The sequence below is a fragment of the Actinomadura kijaniata NBRC 14229 genome, assembly GCF_001552175.1.
Lineage (GTDB): Bacteria > Actinomycetota > Actinomycetes > Streptosporangiales > Streptosporangiaceae > Spirillospora > Spirillospora kijaniata.
On sequence record NZ_BCQR01000040.1, the window covers coordinates 19,494 to 35,735 of the forward strand.

Here is a 16,242-nt window from a genome sequence, read left to right on the forward strand (position 1 = left end):
CTCGTTCCCGCCGCACGGCCCCCGCCGTCGCGCCGCCGACCGAACGGACCCGCCGGGCACCACCGGAGACCGGCCAGGACCGCCACCACGAACAACCATGTTCGTGGTGTACAGAAGTGTTTATTTTAGCCTCTCGGGAGCGGTTGGTACGTTGCCTTCTGTGGATTCCCTCGGCTATGACGTGCTGCCACGGGGGCGGCACCATCTGACGCGCGAGCAGGTGGTCGCGTCGCAGCGGGAGCGGCTGTTGCAGGGCGTGATCGACGCGGTGGCCGAGAAGGGGTACGCGCGGGTCTCCGTCGCCGACGTGATCAAGCGGGCCCGGGTGTCGCGGGAGACGTTCTACGAGCACTTCACCGACAAGCAGGCGTGCTTCCTGGCCGCCTACGACATGGCGGCCGGGCTGATGATGGCGGTCGTCGCGGAGGCCGCGGGGACCGACGGCGCGGCGATGGAGCGGTTCGACCGGGCCGTCGCCGGTTACCTGCGGGCGCTGGCGGCGGATCCGGCGCGGGCGCGGACGTTCCTGCTGGAGATCTACGCGGCGGGGCCGGACGCGGCGGTGCGGCGGTTCGAGGTGCAGCGGGCGTTCGTGGAGCTGGTGGACGGGCTGCTGCGGGACGACGGGCGGTGGGCGGCGCTGCCGGACCCCGCGTTCGCCACGCGCATGCTGGTGGGCGGGGTCGCGAGCCTGGTCAGCGCGAAGATCGCGGCAGGCGAGCACACCTCGCTGCCGGCCCTCCGCGCCCCGATCATGGCCCACGCCGACCTGCTGCTGAACGCCGCCCGCTGAGACGTCCCGGGCGGCCCGGCCCGCCCGGACGGCACGGTCAGCCGTCGAAGCGACGGCGGGCGGCCTCGATGTGCCCGAGGTACCGGTGCGTCCAGCCGCACATCCCGTCGACCGTGGCCCGCAGGGCCTGGCCCGGCTCGGTGAGGGTGTACTCCACGCGCGGCGGCACGGTGGGGTGCACCTCCCGTTCGACCAGGCCGTAGCGCTCCAGCATGCGCAGGTTCTGGGTGAGCATCTTGTGGCTGACGCCCTCGACCTCGTTCCGCAGCTCGCTGAAGCGCAGGGTGCGCTCGCCGAGCGCCTCGATGATCAGGAACGCCCACTTGTTGGCGACGTCCGAGAAGATCTCCCGCGCCAGGGAGTCCGCGCGCCTCAGGTCCGCGTTCTCGGGCAGGCCCTTGAGCTGCTTGGTCACCATCAGGTTCCTCGGTTCCGGAAAAGTTCGTTCTTCCAGGTCACCGGACACTCTCCTACAGTTCCCGAGTAACCACAAGAGAGCACACGGCTCTCGCGACCAGAAGGCAGGAACCGTGACCACCATCGACGTCTTCGACCACGGCATCCCGGCCGAGGGGCACTTCGGCTACTCACAGGCGATCAGGTCCGGCGACCTGATCCACGTCTCCGGGCAGCTCTCCTTCGACGAGACGGGCGAGTTCGTCCACGCCGGCGACTTCGCCGCCCAGCTCGGGCGGACCCACGCCAACATCGACAAGGTCCTGGCCCACTACGGCGCCACCCGCGAGCAGGTCGTCTCGCAGACCCTGTACGCGGTGGGCCTCCAGCGGAACGCCGACACGGTGGTGGAGGCCAACCGGGCGTACTTCGGCGACCACCGCCCGGTCGCCACGGCCCTCGGCGTCACCGAACTGACCTTCCCCGGCCAGCTCGTCGAGATCAGCCTCGTCGTCGACACCAGGCTCCCCGCCTGAGCCACCGGCGGGGCGCGGCCCGGCCCCCCGAGCCGAGTACGGGAGGGCCGGGCGGGAGGCGGTAAGGAATCGGTAACCGGCCGCGGGCAAGGTGGAACCACGCAGGCAGCCGGTGGGGCGGCCGATTCCGAGGGGAAGAACGATGGCGCGGGAACTGGTCTACACGGGGTTCATGTCGCTCGACGGTGTGGTGGACTCGCCGGGAGGCAAGTCCGAGGGCCACCGCAGCGGCGGATGGGTGGCGCAGACCCCCTTCGTGCCGGAGGCGTTCTCGCTCAAGGCCGAGGAGCTGACCGAGACGACGGCCCTGATGTTCGGTCGCCGCAGCTACGACGCCTTCGCGGCGTTCTGGCCGGGATCCGAGGACCACGCGGCCTACAAGGACCTCCCGAAGTACGTGGTGTCCTCGACGCTCACCGACGACGAGCTGGTCGACGGCTGGGGGCCGATCACGGTCCTGCGTTCGGTCGAGGACGTCGCGGCGCTCAAGCGGGAGGAGGGCGGGGCGATCTTCATCCACGGGAGCGCGGAGCTGGCCCGGCGCCTGGCCGAGGCGGACCTGATCGACCGGTACAACCTGCTCGTCTTCCCCGTGCTGCTGGGAGCCGGAAAGAGCCTCTTCAGCCGCGAGGACATGGACAAGCGGAACCTGAAGCTCCGGGACTCCGCCACCTACTCCAACGGCGTCGCGAAGCTCGTCTACGACGTGGAGCGGTGACGGCGGCCCGATCGCTTATCGCGCTCTTACGTCCGCCGTGCCTGACTGGGAGCCTGGCGTGGCGAACGCCCGGCAGCGGGCCGGAACGACCCTGGAGCGCACGTGTCGGACATCCACCCCAGCGCGGTGGTCTCCGCCGACGCCGAACTCGATCCGTCGGTCTCGGTCGGCCCGTTCGCGGTCATCGAGGGGCCCGCCGTTCTGGGACCGCGGGTCCACGTCCACGCCCACGCCGTGGTGCGGGGACCGGTCCTGCTGGAGACCGGCGTGCGCATCTGGCCCATGGCCGTGGTGGGCGGGGATCCGCAGGACCTGGCGTACGGCGGTGAGCCGACCGGCCTGGAGATCGGGGCGCGCACGGTCGTCCGGGAGGGGGCGACCGTCCACCGCGCGACGGGCGACCGGCCGACGCGGATCGGCTCCGACTGCCTGATCATGGGAAACGCCCATGTGGCCCACGACTGCCGGCTCGGCGACCGGATCGTGGTCTCCCAGGGCGCCGGGCTGGCCGGACACGTCGAGATCGCCGACGGCGCGGTGATCGGCGGCATGGCCGGCGTCCACCAGCACGTGCGGATCGGGGCGTACGCGTTCGTCGGCGGCGCCGCGGCGGTGGCCCGGGACGTGCTGCCGTTCAGCATGGTCGACGGCCATCCCGCCCGGCACCGGCGCGTCAACACCCCGGGGCTGCGGCGCGCCGGGATCCCCGAGCACCGGGACCGCGCCGTACGGGCCGCCCTGCGGGCCGCGCGCGACGGCACGTTGACCGGCGACGAGAGCGAGGCCGCGAAGATCATGTTCGACTTCCTCCAGGGCCCGTCCAGACGCGGCCTCACGGACTTCGCCCACCCGCGCCGCGGGTAGACACCCTGCGCGCTTCGGCGACCATCGCCCGGTCACCGCTCCCTCGGCGCCACCCGGCAGAGAACGCTGACGGCAGCCGGGCGCGGCGGTCGACGATAGTGCCCAGGGACCTGGCGCCGGTCCACCCCAGGGTGCATGATCACCACGCCCGCGAATTGATCTTCAACACCGTGACGGCGGGCCCACCCGGGATCGAGGACATGATCATGCGCAAGCTCACCGTCGTGACCGTCGCGGCGGCCGTCGCCGCCGGGGCGATCACGCCCGCGGCCAACGCCGCCACGCCTCCCGCGCACACCGCGGAGATCGGGGTCGCCGCGGCCAAGCACAAGTGGAACCTGAACTCGATCGCGCCCAGGCAGGCGCAGGTCAACGGCTACTGGAAGGTGGCCGGCACGCGCACCGTCGAGCTCTACGCGATCGGGAAGGCGCCGGCCCTGACCAGGGTATCGGTGAGGTACTTCTTCGGCTCCCCGAAGGGCAAGGCCGGCACGCGCACCGTCCGGGTCGCGCCGTACTCGCGCACCGACAAGCCCAAGCCGATCACGGTCAAGGGCGCTCAGGCCACCGGGGACATCTGGGTGCAGAAGATCGTCCGCAAGCAGAGAATGACCACCTACAGCGTCAAGGCCCGCATCAAGCGCGGCTACTGAGGGCCGGAGCCCACGCCGGGGTAAGGAGGCGGCGTGGGCTCCGGAGGGCGTCAGATGAAGATGCTGAGCGTTCCCGCGGCGGCGAAGCCGACGATCGACAAGATCGTCTCCAGGACGGTCCAGGTCTTCAGGGTGTCGCGGACGCTCATGTTGAAGTAGCGGGACACGATCCAGAATCCGCCGTCGTTGACGTGCGAGGCGATGATCGAGCCCGCGGAGATGGCGACGGCGATCAGGGCGATGTGGGCCTGGGAGTGGTCCTGGCCCTGGAGCAGGGGCGCGACGATGCCGCCGGTGGTGACGATCGCGACGGTCGCCGAGCCCTGGGCGAGGCGGAGGCCGCAGCTGATCAGGTAGGCGAGGACGATGACCGGCAGGCCCGCGTCGGAGAGGGTCCCGGCCAGGGCCTTGCCGACGCCGGTGGCGGAGATGACCGCGCCGAAGAACGCGCCCGCGCCGACCACCAGCAGGATCATGCCGACCGGCCGCAGCGACTTGGTGGCGAGGTCGGACAGCTCGGCGGCGGGCACGCCGCGGCGGATGCCGAGCAGGTAGAACGCCATCAGCACCGCGATCGTCAGCGCGACGGCCGGGTTGCCGAGGAAGGTGAGGACGGGCAGCGCGGCGCTGTCCTTCCACCAGACGGTGCCGAAGGTGGCCAGCAGGATCAGGACGAGCGGGACGGCGATGATGAGCAGGACGAGGGTGAGCGACGGGTCGGGACGCTCGGGGGTCTGCTCGCCGTTCTCGGCGCGCTCGCGTTCGGCGACGATGTAGTCCTCGGGGACTCCGACGTTGACGCGCTTGCCGATCCACGCGCCCCAGGCGACGCCCGCGACCAGGAACGCCGGGATGCCGCAGACCAGCCCCATGATGATCAGCCAGCCGAGGGAGACCTGGAGCAGCCCGGCGGCGGCGACCGGGCCGGGGTGCGGCGGCAGGAACGCGTGCGTCATCGACAGGCCCGCCAGCAGCGGCATCGCGTACAGCACGAGCGAGCGTCCACCGCGCCGGGCGGTGATGTAGACCAGCGGCGCCAGCACGAAGATGCCGATGTCGAAGAAGACGGGGATGCCGAAGATGAGGCCCGCCAGGCCCATCGCGAACGGCGCGCCGCGCTCCCCGAAGATCCCCAGCAGGCGGCGGGTGAGGACGTCGGCCCCGCCGGACGCCTCCAGGATCGCGCCGAGGATCGTGCCGAGCCCGATGATCGGGGCGATGTGGCCGAGGATGCCGCCGAACCCGGTCTCCAGGATCGAGTTCTTGGCGCTGAGGGCGGTGCCGACGATCTGGTTGACGCTGAGCCCGGCGGCCAGCGCCAGCAGCAGGCCGGAGACCAGCAGGGAGATGAACGGTTCCAGCTTGACCTTGATGATGAGGAACAGCAGCACCGCGATGGCGGCGGCGCAGAGCACCAGCAGCCCGCCCGTCTCGTGCTGCAACCAGTTGATCATGGGCGTCCTTCGGGGGTGGGGTTTCAGCGGGTGGTGCCGTCCGGGGCGCGGCGCAGCGCGCGGCCGGGGAGCGCTCCGGTGTGTCGTCCGTCCGCGATGACGGCGGTGCCGCCCACGAACACATGCGGGATGCCGTCGGGGGTGCGGCGCGGGTCGTCGAACGTCGCGGTGTCGCGGACGCCCGCCGGGTCGAACAGGACCAGGTCGGCGTGGTACCCGGGCCGGACCAGGCCGCGGTCGCGCAGCCTCAGGCGGCGCGCGGGGCGGCCGGTGAGGTGCGCGACGCACTCCTCCAGTGACAGGACGCCCAGGTCGCGGGTGTAGTGGCCGAGGTAGCGCGGGAACGTCCCGAACGCGCGCGGGTGCGGCTTGGCGGGGGCGAGCAGGCCGTCGCTGCCGCCGGTGTGCGCCGGATGCCGCATGATCGCCTGGACGTTCTCCTCGTGCCCGACGTGCTGGAGGATCGTGGTGGCGAGGGCGTCGGCGACGAGGCGGTCGCAGTAGACGTCGAACGGCGGGCGGCCCGACGCGGCGGCCAGCTCGGCGATCGTGCGGCCGACGACGGCGGGGTCCGGGGAGCCCGCGATCTCGATGGTCTCCCACTCGGCGGGGACGCCGTGGCAGCCGTCGGAGCCCTCGACCTCCATGACGTGGCGGATGCGTTCGCGGGCCACGGGGTCGGTGAGGCGGCGCAGGGTCGCGGCGGGGCCGCCCTCGGACGCCCAGCTCGGCAGCAGCGCGGCGAGCGTCGTCGCGCCCGGCAGGTAGGGGTAGGTGTCGAGGGTGATGTCGCAGCCCTCGTCGAGGGCCCGGTCGAGGAGGGCGAGGAGCTCGGGGGCGCGGCCCTTGTTGACGCCGAAGTTCATGGTGGCGTGGGCCAGGTGGAGGGGGCAGCCGGAGCGCCGGGACACCTCGACCATCTCGGCGTAGGCCTCCAGCGCCCCGGCCCCGTAGGAGCGGTGGTGGGGGGCGTGGAAGCCGCCGAGGGAGGCGACGACGCGGCACAGCTCGACCAGTTCGGCGTCGTCCGCGTACATGCCGGGGACGTAGGTGAGGCCGCTGGACATGCCGACCGCGCCCTCGCGCATGCCGGTGGCGACTAGGTCGCGCTGGCGGTCCAGCTCGGCCTCGGTGGGCGGGCGGTCCTCCCAGCCCATGACGAGCATGCGGACGGTGCCCTGCGGGACGAGGTAGCAGGCGTTGACGGCGATGCCCTCGTCGAGGCGGTCGAGGTACTCGCCGACGCCGCGCCAGTTCCAGTCGAAGCCGGGCGGGTCGCCGTTCCAGCCCGCGATGGTCTGGCGGACGGCGGCGAGGGTGTCGTCGTCCACGGGCGCGTAGGACAGGCCGTCCTGCCCGATGACCTCGCAGGTGACGCCCTGGGCGACCTTGGCGAGGTGGTCGGGCTCGGCCAGCAGCGCCAGGTCGGAGTGGGCGTGCATGTCGACGAATCCGGGGGCGAGGGCGAGTCCGGCGGCGTCGAGGACGCGGCGGCCGGACAGGCCGGAACCGACCTCCGCGATCCGGCCGCCGGTGACGGCGACGTCGGCGACGTGCCCGGGGGCGCCGGTGCCGTCGAGGACGAGGGCGTTCCGGATCACCAGGTCGGTCATCAGAACCACGTCCTGACCAGGTCGACGACGACCGGTTCCGGGGAGTCGGCGTCGTCGAGGACCGGCAGCAGCGACCACTTGTCGAGCGCGGTGCAGGGGTGGGACAGGCCGAGGCGCAGCACGTCGCCGACCTCGACGCCCTCGCCTTCGAGGAAGGTGTGCTGGTCGTTCATCGCGGTCACGCGCAGGCCGTCCGGCAGGTCCCGGCCGCGCACCGCCTGCGGGACGGGCATGTCCTCGTCGAACGGCAGGTCGCGCTTGCCCGCGTCCAGCAGCGCCAGGCGCGGTTCGGGGCGGGAGACCACGCGGGCCCAGCCGTGCATGGCCGAGGCGAGCGCGACGCCCGCGCCCCGCCCGAGCGGGGAGATCTGCTTGTAGAAGCCGTCGTCGTGGATGACGTACGCGCCCGACCGCAGCACCACCCGGCCGCCGGTGTCCTTCAGGACGTGCGCGACCTGGTCGAAGAAGGACGAGCCGCCCGCGGTGACGATCGGCTCGTCGGTGTCGTAGTCGAGCCGGGCGAACAGCGCGGCCAGCCGGTGCAGGTAGGCGTCCACGGTCTTCAGGGAGCCGGCGGTGGCGTCGTGGGCGAACGCGCCCTCGTAGCCCGCGACACCGACCAGGTTGAGGGTCGGGGCCCTGCGGACGGCCTCGGCGACGGCCAGCGCCTCGTCCTCGGTGCGGGCCCCGGTGCGGCCGTGCTCGCCGCCGAGCTCGACGCAGACGTCCAGGACGCGCTGGGCGCGGGCGGTGCGCAGGGCCCGGTCCATGAGCTCGACGGTGCGGACCGAGTCCGCCCAGGACACGAACGAGAAGTCGGGGTCGTGGTCCAGCTCCCCGGCGATCCAGGCGAGCCCGGCCTCGTCGACGGCGGCGTTGGCGAGCATCAGCCGCCGGACGCCGAACGCGCGGGCGACGCGCAGCTGCGGCAGGTTCGCCAGGGTGATGCCCCAGGCCCCGGCGTCGAGCTGCCGCTTCCACAGGGCTGGGGCCATCGTGGTCTTGCCGTGCGGGGCGAGCAGGACGCCGGCCCGGTCCGCCCAGTCGGCCATGACGGCCAGGTTGTGGTGGAGCGCGCCCGCGTCGAGCGTCAGCAGCGGGGTGCCGAGGTCGGCGAGCGCGGGCCGCCGCTCCAGGTACTCGGCGACCGTCGCGCCGTGCCCGTTCGGCGGGATCGCCTTGAACCGCCAGTCGAGCGTCTCGCCGCGGAGCGCCTCGACCGCGTCGGCGTTGATACCCGTCACCACTCCACCTCCTCCGTTGCACACACTGCAACGCTCATTGCGCTATGCGCTTAGGTGGTTGTAACATCTCGCTTACCCGCCGGTCAATGGGCGGAAGCGTTCCCGGCGGGAGGGGTCGTGAACATGGAAGGCACGCCACGGGCGGTCTGCGTGGGCGAGACGATGGCCGCGCTGCTGCCCGACCGGCCCGGCCCGCTGGAGGACGTGCCGGGGTTCCGGTCGTCGGTCGGCGGCGCGGAGGCGAACGTGGCGCGCGGCCTGGCGGCGCTCGGCGTCCCGGCGGCGTGGCTGGGACGCGTCGGCGACGACGGCTTCGGGCGGCGGATCGTCCGGGAGCTGGCCGCCGGCGGCGTCGACACCTCGCACGTGGTCGTGGACCCGGAGCGGCCGACGGGGCTGTACGTGAAGGAGACCGGGCCGGACGGCAGCGTCCTGCACTACTACCGCGACGGCTCGGCCGGGTCGGCGCTCGACCCCGGGATGCTGGAGGCCGCGGCGCTGCGGGACGCGGCCCTGGTCCACCTGTCGGGGATCACCCCGGCGCTGTCGGACGACGCGATGGCGTTCGTGACCGAGCTGGTGCGGCGGCCCCGGACCGGGCTGCTGAGCTTCGACCTCAACTGGCGCCCGGCGCTGTGGCGGGGCCGCGACCCCGGCGTGCTGGGCGACCTGCTGAACGCCGCCGACCTCGTGCTGCTGGGCGCGGACGAGGCCGCCGAGGTGTTCGGCACCGGCGCCCCGCGCAAGTTGCGGAAGCTGCTGCCCGGACCGCGCGCGCTGGTGGTCAAGGACGCCGGGCACCAGGTCACCGTGGTGACCCCGGAGGGGGCGCACACCGAGCCCGCGTTGCGCGTGGAGATCGTCGACCACGTGGGGGCGGGGGACGCGTTCGCCGCCGGGTACCTGGCCGGTACGCTGCGCGGATACGACCAGCGGCGACGGCTGCGCCTGGGCCACCTGATGGCGGCCTCGACCCTGGCGGTCCCCGGCGACCACGGGGCGCCGCCGCCTCCCGGCCGCGTCGCCGCGCTGCTGGACGCCCCGCCCGCGGAGTGGGCGGCGACGGTGATCGGGGGGACGCCATGAGCCAGAGCCTGGCGCGCGGGCTCGGCATCCTGGCCGAGCTCGGCGAGGGGCCGCGGTCGCTGGACGAGCTGGCCGCCGCGCTCGGCGTGCACAAGACGACCGTGCTGCGGCTGCTGCGCACGCTGGAGTCCGAGCGCTTCGTGCGCCGCGACGACGCCCACCGCTTCCACCTCGGGTCGCGGCTGTTCGCGCTGTCGGGCGCGGCGCTGGACCAGCACGGGATCCGCGGCATCGCCGCCCCGCACCTGGCCCGGCTCAACGAGACGACCGGCCAGACCGTGCACCTCGGCGTGCTCGACGGTGGCGACGTCGTCTACCTGGACAAGTACGACTCGCGGCACTCGATCCGCATGTACTCGCGGATCGGCCTGGCGATGCCGCTGCACGCCACCGCCATCGCCAAGGTGCTGCTGGCGGACCTGCCGCCCGAACGCCGCCGCGCCGTCGCCGCCGGGATCGACTACGTCCGCTTCACCGAGCACACGCTGGCCACCCCGCAGGCCCTGCTGGCCGAGCTCGACCGCGTCGCCGAGCAGGGGTACGCGATGGACGACGCCGAGCACGAGACGTTCATCCGCTGCGTCGCCGCGCCGGTCCGCGACGCCTCCGGCCGCGTGGTGGCGGCGGCGTCGATCTCGGTTCCGGACGTGGTGCTCAACCGCGAGCAGGTCCTCGGCCTGCTCCCCGAACTGCGGGCCACGACCCGCGCCATCTCCGCCGACTGCGGCCACATCCCCCGGGAGGACTCCGAATGAGCGACAAGACCCAGATCCGCACCGACGGCGCGCCCACCCCCGCCTGGGCGTTCTCGCAGGGCGTCCGCAAGGGCCCCCTGTTGCAGGTGTCCGGGCAGGGCCCTCAGGACCCGGCGACCGGCGAGTTCCTGTACCCCGGCGACGTGAAGGCGCAGACCACCCGCACCCTCGCCAACGTCAAGGCGGTGGTGCTGGCGGGCGGCGCGTCCTTCGAGGACGTGCTGATGCTGCGGGTGTACCTCACCAAGCGGGAGGACTTCCCGGCGATGAACGAGGCGTACGAGGAGTTCGTGAAGGAGAACTGCCCGAGCGGCGTGTTCCCGAGCCGCACCACGGTCTTCGTGGAGCTGCCGCACGAGTCGATGCTCGTCGAGATCGACGCGCTGGCCGCCGTCGGCTGACGCCCACCGGGTCCGGGGCGCGCGTCCCGGACCCGGGGCCGGTCAGGCCTCCAGGGACTCGTGGGCCTTGACGAAGTCCTCGAAGGAGATCCGGCCGTCGCCGTCGGTGTCGGCCCGCGCGATGCGCTCGTCCAGCTGGGCCAGGGTCAGCTCCCTGCCCTGGATGAGAAGGTGGCGACGCAGCTCGTCGCGGCTGATGTAGCCGTCGCGGTTGAGGTCGCGCTCGTCGAACGCCTCGCGAAGTTCCGCTTCGGTGAGGGCGCTGTCCTGGCTCATGGGCAGGGGGTTCCTTCGCTTCGCCTGTTGACGGACCGGTGACGATCGCAGCCTAAGGGGTCCGGCGGTCGGCCAGCCTGCCGGTGGCGACGAGCCACAGCGTGAGCAGCGCGGCGATCGGCTCGGCCACCAGCAGGCCGATCAGGACGAGCAGCTGGGTCGCGCCCGCCTGGAGGGGGTCCGCGCCGCCCAGCAGCACCCCCACGAACGCGCCCGGCAGCGTCACCAGGCCGACCGTCCGCGTCTGGTCCAGGGCCGGGACCAGCGCCAGCCGCGCCGAGTCGCGGCACACCTCCAGCGCCGCGTCGCGCGGCGGCAGCCCGAGCGCCAGGCCGCCCTCGTACTCCCCCCTGCGCTTGCGCAGCTCGTCCAGGCCGTGGCGGCCGGTCAGCGCCGTCGCGGTCATCGCGCCGCCGATCAGGATGCCCGCCAGCGGCAGGATCGCGACCGGCCGCGGCGGCACCAGCGTCGAGACCAGCAGCAGCGCCAGGACCGGGGCCGCGCCGACGGCGATCGGGACCGCCGTCCACGGGGCCGCGCGGGACGTCCCGGTGACGCGCCGGGCCGAGGTCGCGGCGGCGACCGTCACCATCCCGACGACGAACAGCGCCGTCCAGCCCGCGTGCCGCAGCACCGCCGCGATCAGCAGCGAGACCACCGCGAGCTGCGCCGTGGCGCGCGCCGAGGCGACGGCGATCTCGCGGGACAGCCGCAGCCCGCCGAGCCGCACCAGGACGGCTCCCGCCGCCGTCAGCAGGACCAACACCACCGCCAGCGGGGGCCCGATGGCCGGTGCCGCGTTCATGAGACTCCCTTTGATACCAAGATCGCCCGATTTGGACCTCTATAAAAGCCGTAGATCGCCTGAAAGCCCGCTAACGTGTCCCCTGTGGCGGAAGCGGAACTGGAGGCGCGCGGGCCGTCCCGCCGCACAGCATTGTGGTTGATGGGTGCCGCCGGGCTGGTCGCGCTGGGCGCGGACGGCGCACGGCACTCGTCGTCGGCGGCGGTGCGGACACCGCCGAACCCCGGCACCCCCGGCGCGGCGCCGGTCCCCACCCCGACGCCGACACCGAAACCCGTGCCCAAGCCCCGGCCGTCGCCCTGGACGACCGAGAAGCTGACGGCGACGAAGACCCCGATCCGCAACCTGACGGAACTGGTCCCCCCGCCGCCGCCCAGGACGATCGCGCTGACCATCGACGACGGGCCGCACCCGCTGTGGACGCCGCGGGTGCTGGACATCCTGGACGAGCACGACGTCAAGGCCACGTTCTTCATCATCGGCCAGCAGGTCGACGAGTTCCCCAGGATCGCGCGGCGTATCGCCGACCACGGCCACCAGGTGTGCAACCACACCATGACCCACCCGATCCTGTCGGGCGTGTCGGCCAGGGTGGTGAAGAAGGAGATCGTCCAGGCGCACCACAAGATCGCCGACGTGACGGGGGTCGTGCCGACGTTCTTCCGCGCGCCCGGCGGCGGCTGGTCCAAGCGCGTCTACGAGACGATCGCCGAGCACGGGATGCTGCCGATCGACTGGGCGGTCGACCCGCGCGACTGGGAGCGGCCGGGCGTCGGGGCGATCCGCCGCACGCTCGTCGGCAGCCAGGCGGGCAACATCCTGCTGTGCCACGACGGGGGCGGCGAACGCTCCCAGACGCTCGCCGCGCTGGACCAGGCCATCCCCCGCCTGAAGCGCAAGGGCCTGGTGTTCACCGCGCTCTAGGGGCGCACGCCCGCGAACAGGTCGTCCTCCGGGAGGGACGTGGGGACCGCGGTGCGGGCCAGGTGGTAGTCCTCGGTCGGCCAGACCTCGCGTTCCACGTCGCGGGGGTGCGCCATGAACCCGGCGTCCGGATCGACCTGGGTGGCGTGCGCGAGCAGTGCCCGGTCGCGGACCTCGAAGTACTCAGCGCACGGGACGCGGGTCGTGACCTCCGGGGCGGGCGCCGTGTCGGGCCACCCGGCGAGGACGGGCCCCATCCGCGAGTCGATGCCGCGTTCGGTCATCGCGTCGTGCATCGCCTGGAACCACGCGCGGGACAGCGCCGCCTGGTAGTAGAGCTTGAGCGGCCGCCATGGCTCGCCCGTTCCGGGGTAGCGGGCGGGGTCGGGGGCCGCGCCGAACGCCTCCACCGTCACCTCGTGCGTCCGGACGTGGTCGGGGTGCGGGTAGCCGCCGGTCTCGTCGTAGGTGACGACGACGTGCGGGCGGAACCCGCGGATCAGCGCGACCAGCGGGCGGGCGGCCTCGCCGAGGGGCCGGACCGCGAAGCAGCCGTCCGGGAGCGGCTCGCCGGGGCCCGGCAGGCCGGAGTCGGCGAAGCCGAGGAAGCGCTGCCGGACGCCGAGGACCGCGCGGGCCGCCTCCATCTCCGCGCGGCGGACGGCGGCCAGGTCCGCGCGGACTTCCGGCCGGTCCATGGCGGGGTTGAGGATGTCGCCGCGCTCGCCGCCGGTGCAGGTCGCGACCATGACGTCCACGCCCTCGGCGGCGTACCGGGCGAGCGTCGCCGCGCCCTTGCTGGACTCGTCGTCGGGGTGGGCGTGCACGCTGAGCAGGCGCAACGTCATGAGTTTCCCTTCGGGTAGAGGAACGCGGGGAGCAGGGTGAGCGCGGACAGCCCGACGGCCCACCAGAAGGCGCCGGCGAACGCGGCCGGGGCGGGCCGGGCGTTCAGGCGCTCCTGGAGGACGACCGCCAGCACGGCCGTGCCGAGGGAGCCGCCGACGCGGTTGAGGGCGTTGACCGCGCCCGCCGCGCGCGGGACCAGGGCGCGGTCGACGGACGCGTAGACCGCGGCCATGCCGGGCACGGTCGCGACGCCGAGCCCGACGCCCCGCACGACCAGCGCGGCGACCAGCAGCCAGGACGGCGCGTCCCGGGTGAACACGACCGTTCCGGCGAGGGTGAGCACGACGCCGGTGAGGACCAGCGCGCGCGGCCCGGTCCGGTCGGCGAGCCGTCCCGCGGCGAGCGTGGCGACGGCCGTGCCGAGCGCCTGCGGAGCGAGCAGCAGCCCGGCGTCGAACGCGTCCGCGTGGTGAACGTGCTGGTAGTAGAGCGGAAGCAGCAGCATGGAGCTGTAGAGCGTCGCGCCCTGGAGGAACGAGTTGGCGGTCGCGACCGCGAACTCGCGCCGCGCGAACAGCCGCAGATCGATCAGCGGCGTCGCGGTGCGCGACGCGTGCGCCGCGTACCCGGCGAGCAGCGCGGCCCCGGCCGCCAGCGCGACGGTCACGCGTCCGCCGGACCCCGCCGTCCCGGCCTCGGAGAGGCCGTAGACGAGCGCGGCCAGTCCCGGCGACAGCAGGGCCAGCCCCCGCGCGTCGAGGCGGGCGCCGTTCCCGGTGCGGTCGTCGCGGGGCAGGTGGCGGACGGCCAGCAGCAGCGTGGCCGCGCCGATCGGGACGTTCACCAGGAACATCCAGCGCCAGTCGAGGTGCTCCACCAGCACGCCGCCGGCGACGGGCCCCAGCACGGGCGCGAACGTGATCGGCAGCAGCGTGACGGCGATGGTCCGGCCGAGGCGTTCCGGCCCGGCGGCCCGGACCAGGATCGACTGCCCGAGCGGCTGGATCAGCCCGCCGCCGAGCCCCTGGAGCACCCGGAACGCGACCAGGCTCTCCACCGACCAGGCCAGCCCGCACAGCGCCGACCCGGTGACGAACAGCGCGACCGAGGCGATCCAGGCGCGGCGCGCGCCGAAGCGTTCAGCGGCCCAGCCGGACAGGGGCATCACGACGGCGATGGCGAGAAGGTATCCGGCGGACACCCACCGGACCCCGGCGAGCGGGGCGTTCAGGTCGCGGGCGATCGCGCCGGTCCCCACCCCGACGATCGTGGTGTCGAGCAGCGCCAGCACCGGCCCCAGGACCAGCACGAACGCCGTCCGCAGCAGGGGCGCGTCCAGTTTCGCGGTGACGGTCACCCGACCTCCCTTCTTAGGTCGGGCCCAAATTTATGATCGTTCAATGTAATATGTCAAACATAAATTTATGCTCGACACATCGTGGCGGGCGTGTGACCGCCCGCGCCGCCCGCCGTCACGGCTCCGTAAGGACTTTTCGCAGTTGGGGCTGGTGGACTGGCGGTAGTCGGCCGGAGCTGAGGAGGACGTGATGGGCAGGTTGCTGCGCAGGACCTGGGTGCGGGTCGGACTGGTGGCGTTCGTGCTGGCCGGAGCCGTGGGGCTGTACCTCACGCAGCCGTGGCGGCTGTTCTTCGACCGGACCGTGCACGAGGGCGCGCCCGCCGCCGTCGCGACCGCGAGCGGCGCGCCCCAGGTGGTGGCGAGCGGGACGTTCGTCTCCCACGAGCACGCCACCAGGGGCCGGGCCAGCGTCGTGCGGCTGCCGGACGGCGGGCGCGTGCTGCGGATCGAGGGGCTGGACACCTCCGACGGGCCCGACCTGCGCGTGTGGCTGTCGGACCAGCCGGTCAGGGAGGGGCGCGCCGGATGGTTCGCGTTCGCCGAGGGCAGGCACGTCGAGCTCGGCAGGCTCAAGGGCAACAAGGGCGACCAGAACTACGCCGTCCCCGCCGGCGCCGACCTGGCGAGGCTGACCAGCGTGAGCATCTGGTGCAAGCGGTTCGGCGTGTCGTTCGGCGCGGCGGCGCTGCGCGCCTAGGGCCTGTTTCAAAGTGAGCCTCAGCCACGCACGCGAGCGCGTTACCTGACCTGCGGGCCCGACGCCGAAGGCAAGGGCCCGCAGGTCAGATCGCGAAGCGATGCCGCGCTCGCCAAGGCCTGGTAAGGCGCGAGCCCCCGGGGCGAGCGCCGTGGGCCAGGGCTTTGAAACACGGCCTAGACGCGGCGGGGGCGCAGGGCGAGGACCAGCAGGAGCGTTCCGGCGGCCAGGGCCCCGGCGCCGACCGGGAGCAGGAAGCCGAAGCGCAGGCCGATCGACGTGCGGACGTCCACGCCGGGGCCGCCGTCCAGGCGCATCACCACGACGGACCAGGCCCCCGAGGTCTTGTCCCACTCCAGCACCCGCGTGCCGGGCCCGGCCGAGGTCGCGACCCAGAAGCCACGGCCGGCCGGCGCGGGGAGGCGGGGCGCGCCGGCCGCCTTCCGGAACGTCGTCCGGAACGGCCGCAGCCTCGCCGACACGAACTCCTCGTGCGCTCCGCCGCGCAGGTACTCCTCGACCTCCGCCCTGGGCCCGACGCCGACGAACACCGGCACGTCGGCGGCGGGCCGCACCGTGATCCGCACGCGCGCGACCTCTCCCACGTCGGGCCTGGGGTCGGCCGCGTGCGCCTCGTCCGCGCCGACCTGGATCTCGTCGGTCTTCAACGCGGCGGTGGGCGTGGCGAAGCGGTACTCGGGGGTGGCGAACCAGCCGTCCGATCCGGCCTGCGCGGCCGCCGCCACGGCGGAGCCGGAGCCGGCGAGCAGCAGCGGGACCGCCGCCGCGAACCGTAGGACGCGCATCCCGTCCTCCTT

General features: G+C 73.4%; 19 protein-coding genes. 10 read left to right on the plus strand and 9 right to left on the minus strand.

Annotated elements, in window-relative coordinates; all coding sequences use genetic code 11:
* Positions 1-160 precede the first annotated feature (160 nt).
* Positions 161-793, plus strand: a complete 633-nt coding sequence (locus AKI01S_RS14275) for a TetR/AcrR family transcriptional regulator (protein ID WP_218009676.1) — start codon at positions 161-163, stop codon at positions 791-793.
* A gap of 37 nt (positions 794-830) precedes the next feature.
* On the opposite strand, the gene AKI01S_RS14280 is transcribed toward AKI01S_RS14275, so the two are convergent.
* Positions 831-1,211: a winged helix-turn-helix transcriptional regulator gene (locus tag AKI01S_RS14280; RefSeq protein ID WP_067816446.1), complete on the minus strand. Its 381-nt coding sequence runs from the start codon at positions 1,209-1,211 to the stop codon at positions 831-833.
* Positions 1,212-1,323: 112 nt separating this feature from the next.
* Between AKI01S_RS14280 and AKI01S_RS14285 the strand changes: the two genes are divergently transcribed.
* From AKI01S_RS14285 to AKI01S_RS14300, 4 genes are all read left to right on the plus strand, one after another.
* Positions 1,324-1,725: a RidA family protein gene (locus AKI01S_RS14285; RefSeq protein WP_067816449.1), complete on the plus strand. Its 402-nt coding sequence runs from the start codon at positions 1,324-1,326 to the stop codon at positions 1,723-1,725.
* A gap of 142 nt (positions 1,726-1,867) precedes the next feature.
* Entirely contained in the window at positions 1,868-2,443 is a 576-nt protein-coding gene (locus tag AKI01S_RS14290; protein ID WP_067816452.1) for a dihydrofolate reductase family protein, read from the plus strand.
* A 102-nt stretch (positions 2,444-2,545) separates the two neighbouring features.
* Positions 2,546-3,307 carry an acyl-ACP--UDP-N-acetylglucosamine O-acyltransferase gene (gene lpxA, locus AKI01S_RS14295; RefSeq protein ID WP_067816456.1) on the plus strand — a complete coding sequence of 254 codons (762 nt, stop codon included), beginning with the start codon at positions 2,546-2,548 and terminating at the stop codon, positions 3,305-3,307.
* 170 nt (positions 3,308-3,477) lie between these two features.
* Entirely contained in the window at positions 3,478-3,960 is a 483-nt protein-coding gene (locus AKI01S_RS14300; RefSeq protein ID WP_157419837.1) for a hypothetical protein, read from the plus strand.
* A 50-nt stretch (positions 3,961-4,010) separates the two neighbouring features.
* Here AKI01S_RS14300 and AKI01S_RS14305 read toward each other — a convergent pair whose 3' ends face one another.
* Genes AKI01S_RS14305 through AKI01S_RS14315 form a run of 3 tightly spaced genes read right to left on the minus strand, consistent with a single transcriptional unit; the run spans position 4,011 to position 8,271 of the window.
* Complete coding sequence (locus AKI01S_RS14305; protein WP_067816461.1) at positions 4,011-5,414, minus strand: GntP family permease; 1,404 nt, start codon at positions 5,412-5,414, stop codon at positions 4,011-4,013.
* 23 nt (positions 5,415-5,437) lie between these two features.
* A complete protein-coding gene (locus AKI01S_RS14310; protein WP_067816464.1) occupies positions 5,438-7,027 on the minus strand; it encodes an N-acyl-D-amino-acid deacylase family protein in 1,590 nt (529 codons plus the stop codon).
* Positions 7,027-8,271: an alanine racemase gene (locus tag AKI01S_RS14315; protein ID WP_245681625.1), complete on the minus strand. Its 1,245-nt coding sequence runs from the start codon at positions 8,269-8,271 to the stop codon at positions 7,027-7,029. The genes AKI01S_RS14310 and AKI01S_RS14315 overlap by 1 nt, the downstream gene beginning before the upstream one ends.
* A 123-nt stretch (positions 8,272-8,394) precedes the next feature.
* On the opposite strand from AKI01S_RS14315, the gene AKI01S_RS14320 reads away from it, so the two are divergent.
* The 3 genes from AKI01S_RS14320 to AKI01S_RS14330 are packed head-to-tail and all read left to right on the plus strand — an operon-like array spanning position 8,395 to position 10,513.
* Positions 8,395-9,357, plus strand: a complete 963-nt coding sequence (locus tag AKI01S_RS14320) for a sugar kinase (protein ID WP_083999566.1) — start codon at positions 8,395-8,397, stop codon at positions 9,355-9,357.
* Positions 9,354-10,112 (plus strand): IclR family transcriptional regulator, encoded by a 759-nt coding sequence (locus AKI01S_RS14325; protein ID WP_067816471.1) that lies wholly within the window; start codon positions 9,354-9,356, stop codon positions 10,110-10,112. The genes AKI01S_RS14320 and AKI01S_RS14325 overlap by 4 nt, the downstream gene beginning before the upstream one ends.
* Complete coding sequence (locus AKI01S_RS14330; protein ID WP_067816474.1) at positions 10,109-10,513, plus strand: RidA family protein; 405 nt, start codon at positions 10,109-10,111, stop codon at positions 10,511-10,513. Before AKI01S_RS14325 ends, AKI01S_RS14330 begins: the two co-directional genes overlap by 4 nt.
* A gap of 42 nt (positions 10,514-10,555) precedes the next feature.
* On the opposite strand, the gene AKI01S_RS14335 is transcribed toward AKI01S_RS14330, so the two are convergent.
* Together AKI01S_RS14335 and AKI01S_RS14340 are read right to left on the minus strand one after the other, a co-directional pair.
* Entirely contained in the window at positions 10,556-10,789 is a 234-nt protein-coding gene (locus tag AKI01S_RS14335) for an EF-hand domain-containing protein (RefSeq protein ID WP_067816477.1), read from the minus strand.
* A gap of 52 nt (positions 10,790-10,841) precedes the next feature.
* Positions 10,842-11,594 (minus strand): ABC transporter permease, encoded by a 753-nt coding sequence (locus AKI01S_RS14340; RefSeq protein ID WP_067816481.1) that lies wholly within the window; start codon positions 11,592-11,594, stop codon positions 10,842-10,844.
* An 84-nt stretch (positions 11,595-11,678) separates the two neighbouring features.
* Between AKI01S_RS14340 and AKI01S_RS14345 the strand changes: the two genes are divergently transcribed.
* Positions 11,679-12,518: a polysaccharide deacetylase family protein gene (locus AKI01S_RS14345; protein ID WP_245681626.1), complete on the plus strand. Its 840-nt coding sequence runs from the start codon at positions 11,679-11,681 to the stop codon at positions 12,516-12,518.
* Here AKI01S_RS14345 and mca read toward each other — a convergent pair.
* Positions 12,515-13,366 carry a mycothiol conjugate amidase Mca gene (gene mca / locus AKI01S_RS14350; RefSeq protein ID WP_067816487.1) on the minus strand — a complete coding sequence of 284 codons (852 nt, stop codon included), beginning with the start codon at positions 13,364-13,366 and terminating at the stop codon, positions 12,515-12,517. The genes AKI01S_RS14345 and mca overlap by 4 nt on opposite strands.
* On the minus strand, positions 13,363-14,724 hold the full coding sequence (locus AKI01S_RS14355; RefSeq protein WP_218009677.1) for a DHA2 family efflux MFS transporter permease subunit: 1,362 nt from the start codon (positions 14,722-14,724) through the stop codon (positions 13,363-13,365). The genes mca and AKI01S_RS14355 overlap by 4 nt, the downstream gene beginning before the upstream one ends.
* Before the next feature lie 190 nt (positions 14,725-14,914).
* Here AKI01S_RS14355 and AKI01S_RS14360 point away from each other — a divergent pair, with 190 nt between their 5' ends.
* Positions 14,915-15,424, plus strand: coding sequence for a DM13 domain-containing protein (locus AKI01S_RS14360; RefSeq protein WP_067816490.1), 510 nt, complete (start codon positions 14,915-14,917; stop codon positions 15,422-15,424).
* Positions 15,425-15,600: 176 nt separating this feature from the next.
* Here AKI01S_RS14360 and AKI01S_RS14365 read toward each other — a convergent pair whose 3' ends face one another.
* Positions 15,601-16,230: a hypothetical protein gene (locus tag AKI01S_RS14365; protein ID WP_067816493.1), complete on the minus strand. Its 630-nt coding sequence runs from the start codon at positions 16,228-16,230 to the stop codon at positions 15,601-15,603.
* Positions 16,231-16,242: the final 12 nt, after the last annotated feature.

What these genes read in the sequence shown, in the direction of transcription:
- AKI01S_RS14280 (WP_067816446.1), bottom strand. Translation starts at nt 1,211, where the DNA reads ATGGTGACCAAGCAGCTCAAGGGCCTGCCCGAGAACGCGGACCTGAGG.
- AKI01S_RS14290 (WP_067816452.1), top strand. Translation starts at nt 1,868, where the DNA reads ATGGCGCGGGAACTGGTCTACACGGGGTTCATGTCGCTCGACGGTGTG.
- AKI01S_RS14305 (WP_067816461.1), bottom strand. Translation starts at nt 5,414, where the DNA reads ATGATCAACTGGTTGCAGCACGAGACGGGCGGGCTGCTGGTGCTCTGC.
- AKI01S_RS14310 (WP_067816464.1), bottom strand. Translation starts at nt 7,027, where the DNA reads ATGACCGACCTGGTGATCCGGAACGCCCTCGTCCTCGACGGCACCGGC.
- AKI01S_RS14320 (WP_083999566.1), top strand. Translation starts at nt 8,395, where the DNA reads ATGGAAGGCACGCCACGGGCGGTCTGCGTGGGCGAGACGATGGCCGCG.
- AKI01S_RS14325 (WP_067816471.1), top strand. Translation starts at nt 9,354, where the DNA reads ATGAGCCAGAGCCTGGCGCGCGGGCTCGGCATCCTGGCCGAGCTCGGC.
- AKI01S_RS14330 (WP_067816474.1), top strand. Translation starts at nt 10,109, where the DNA reads ATGAGCGACAAGACCCAGATCCGCACCGACGGCGCGCCCACCCCCGCC.
- AKI01S_RS14335 (WP_067816477.1), bottom strand. Translation starts at nt 10,789, where the DNA reads ATGAGCCAGGACAGCGCCCTCACCGAAGCGGAACTTCGCGAGGCGTTC.
- AKI01S_RS14340 (WP_067816481.1), bottom strand. Translation starts at nt 11,594, where the DNA reads ATGAACGCGGCACCGGCCATCGGGCCCCCGCTGGCGGTGGTGTTGGTC.
- mca (WP_067816487.1), bottom strand. Translation starts at nt 13,366, where the DNA reads ATGACGTTGCGCCTGCTCAGCGTGCACGCCCACCCCGACGACGAGTCC.
- AKI01S_RS14360 (WP_067816490.1), top strand. Translation starts at nt 14,915, where the DNA reads ATGGGCAGGTTGCTGCGCAGGACCTGGGTGCGGGTCGGACTGGTGGCG.
- AKI01S_RS14365 (WP_067816493.1), bottom strand. Translation starts at nt 16,230, where the DNA reads ATGCGCGTCCTACGGTTCGCGGCGGCGGTCCCGCTGCTGCTCGCCGGC.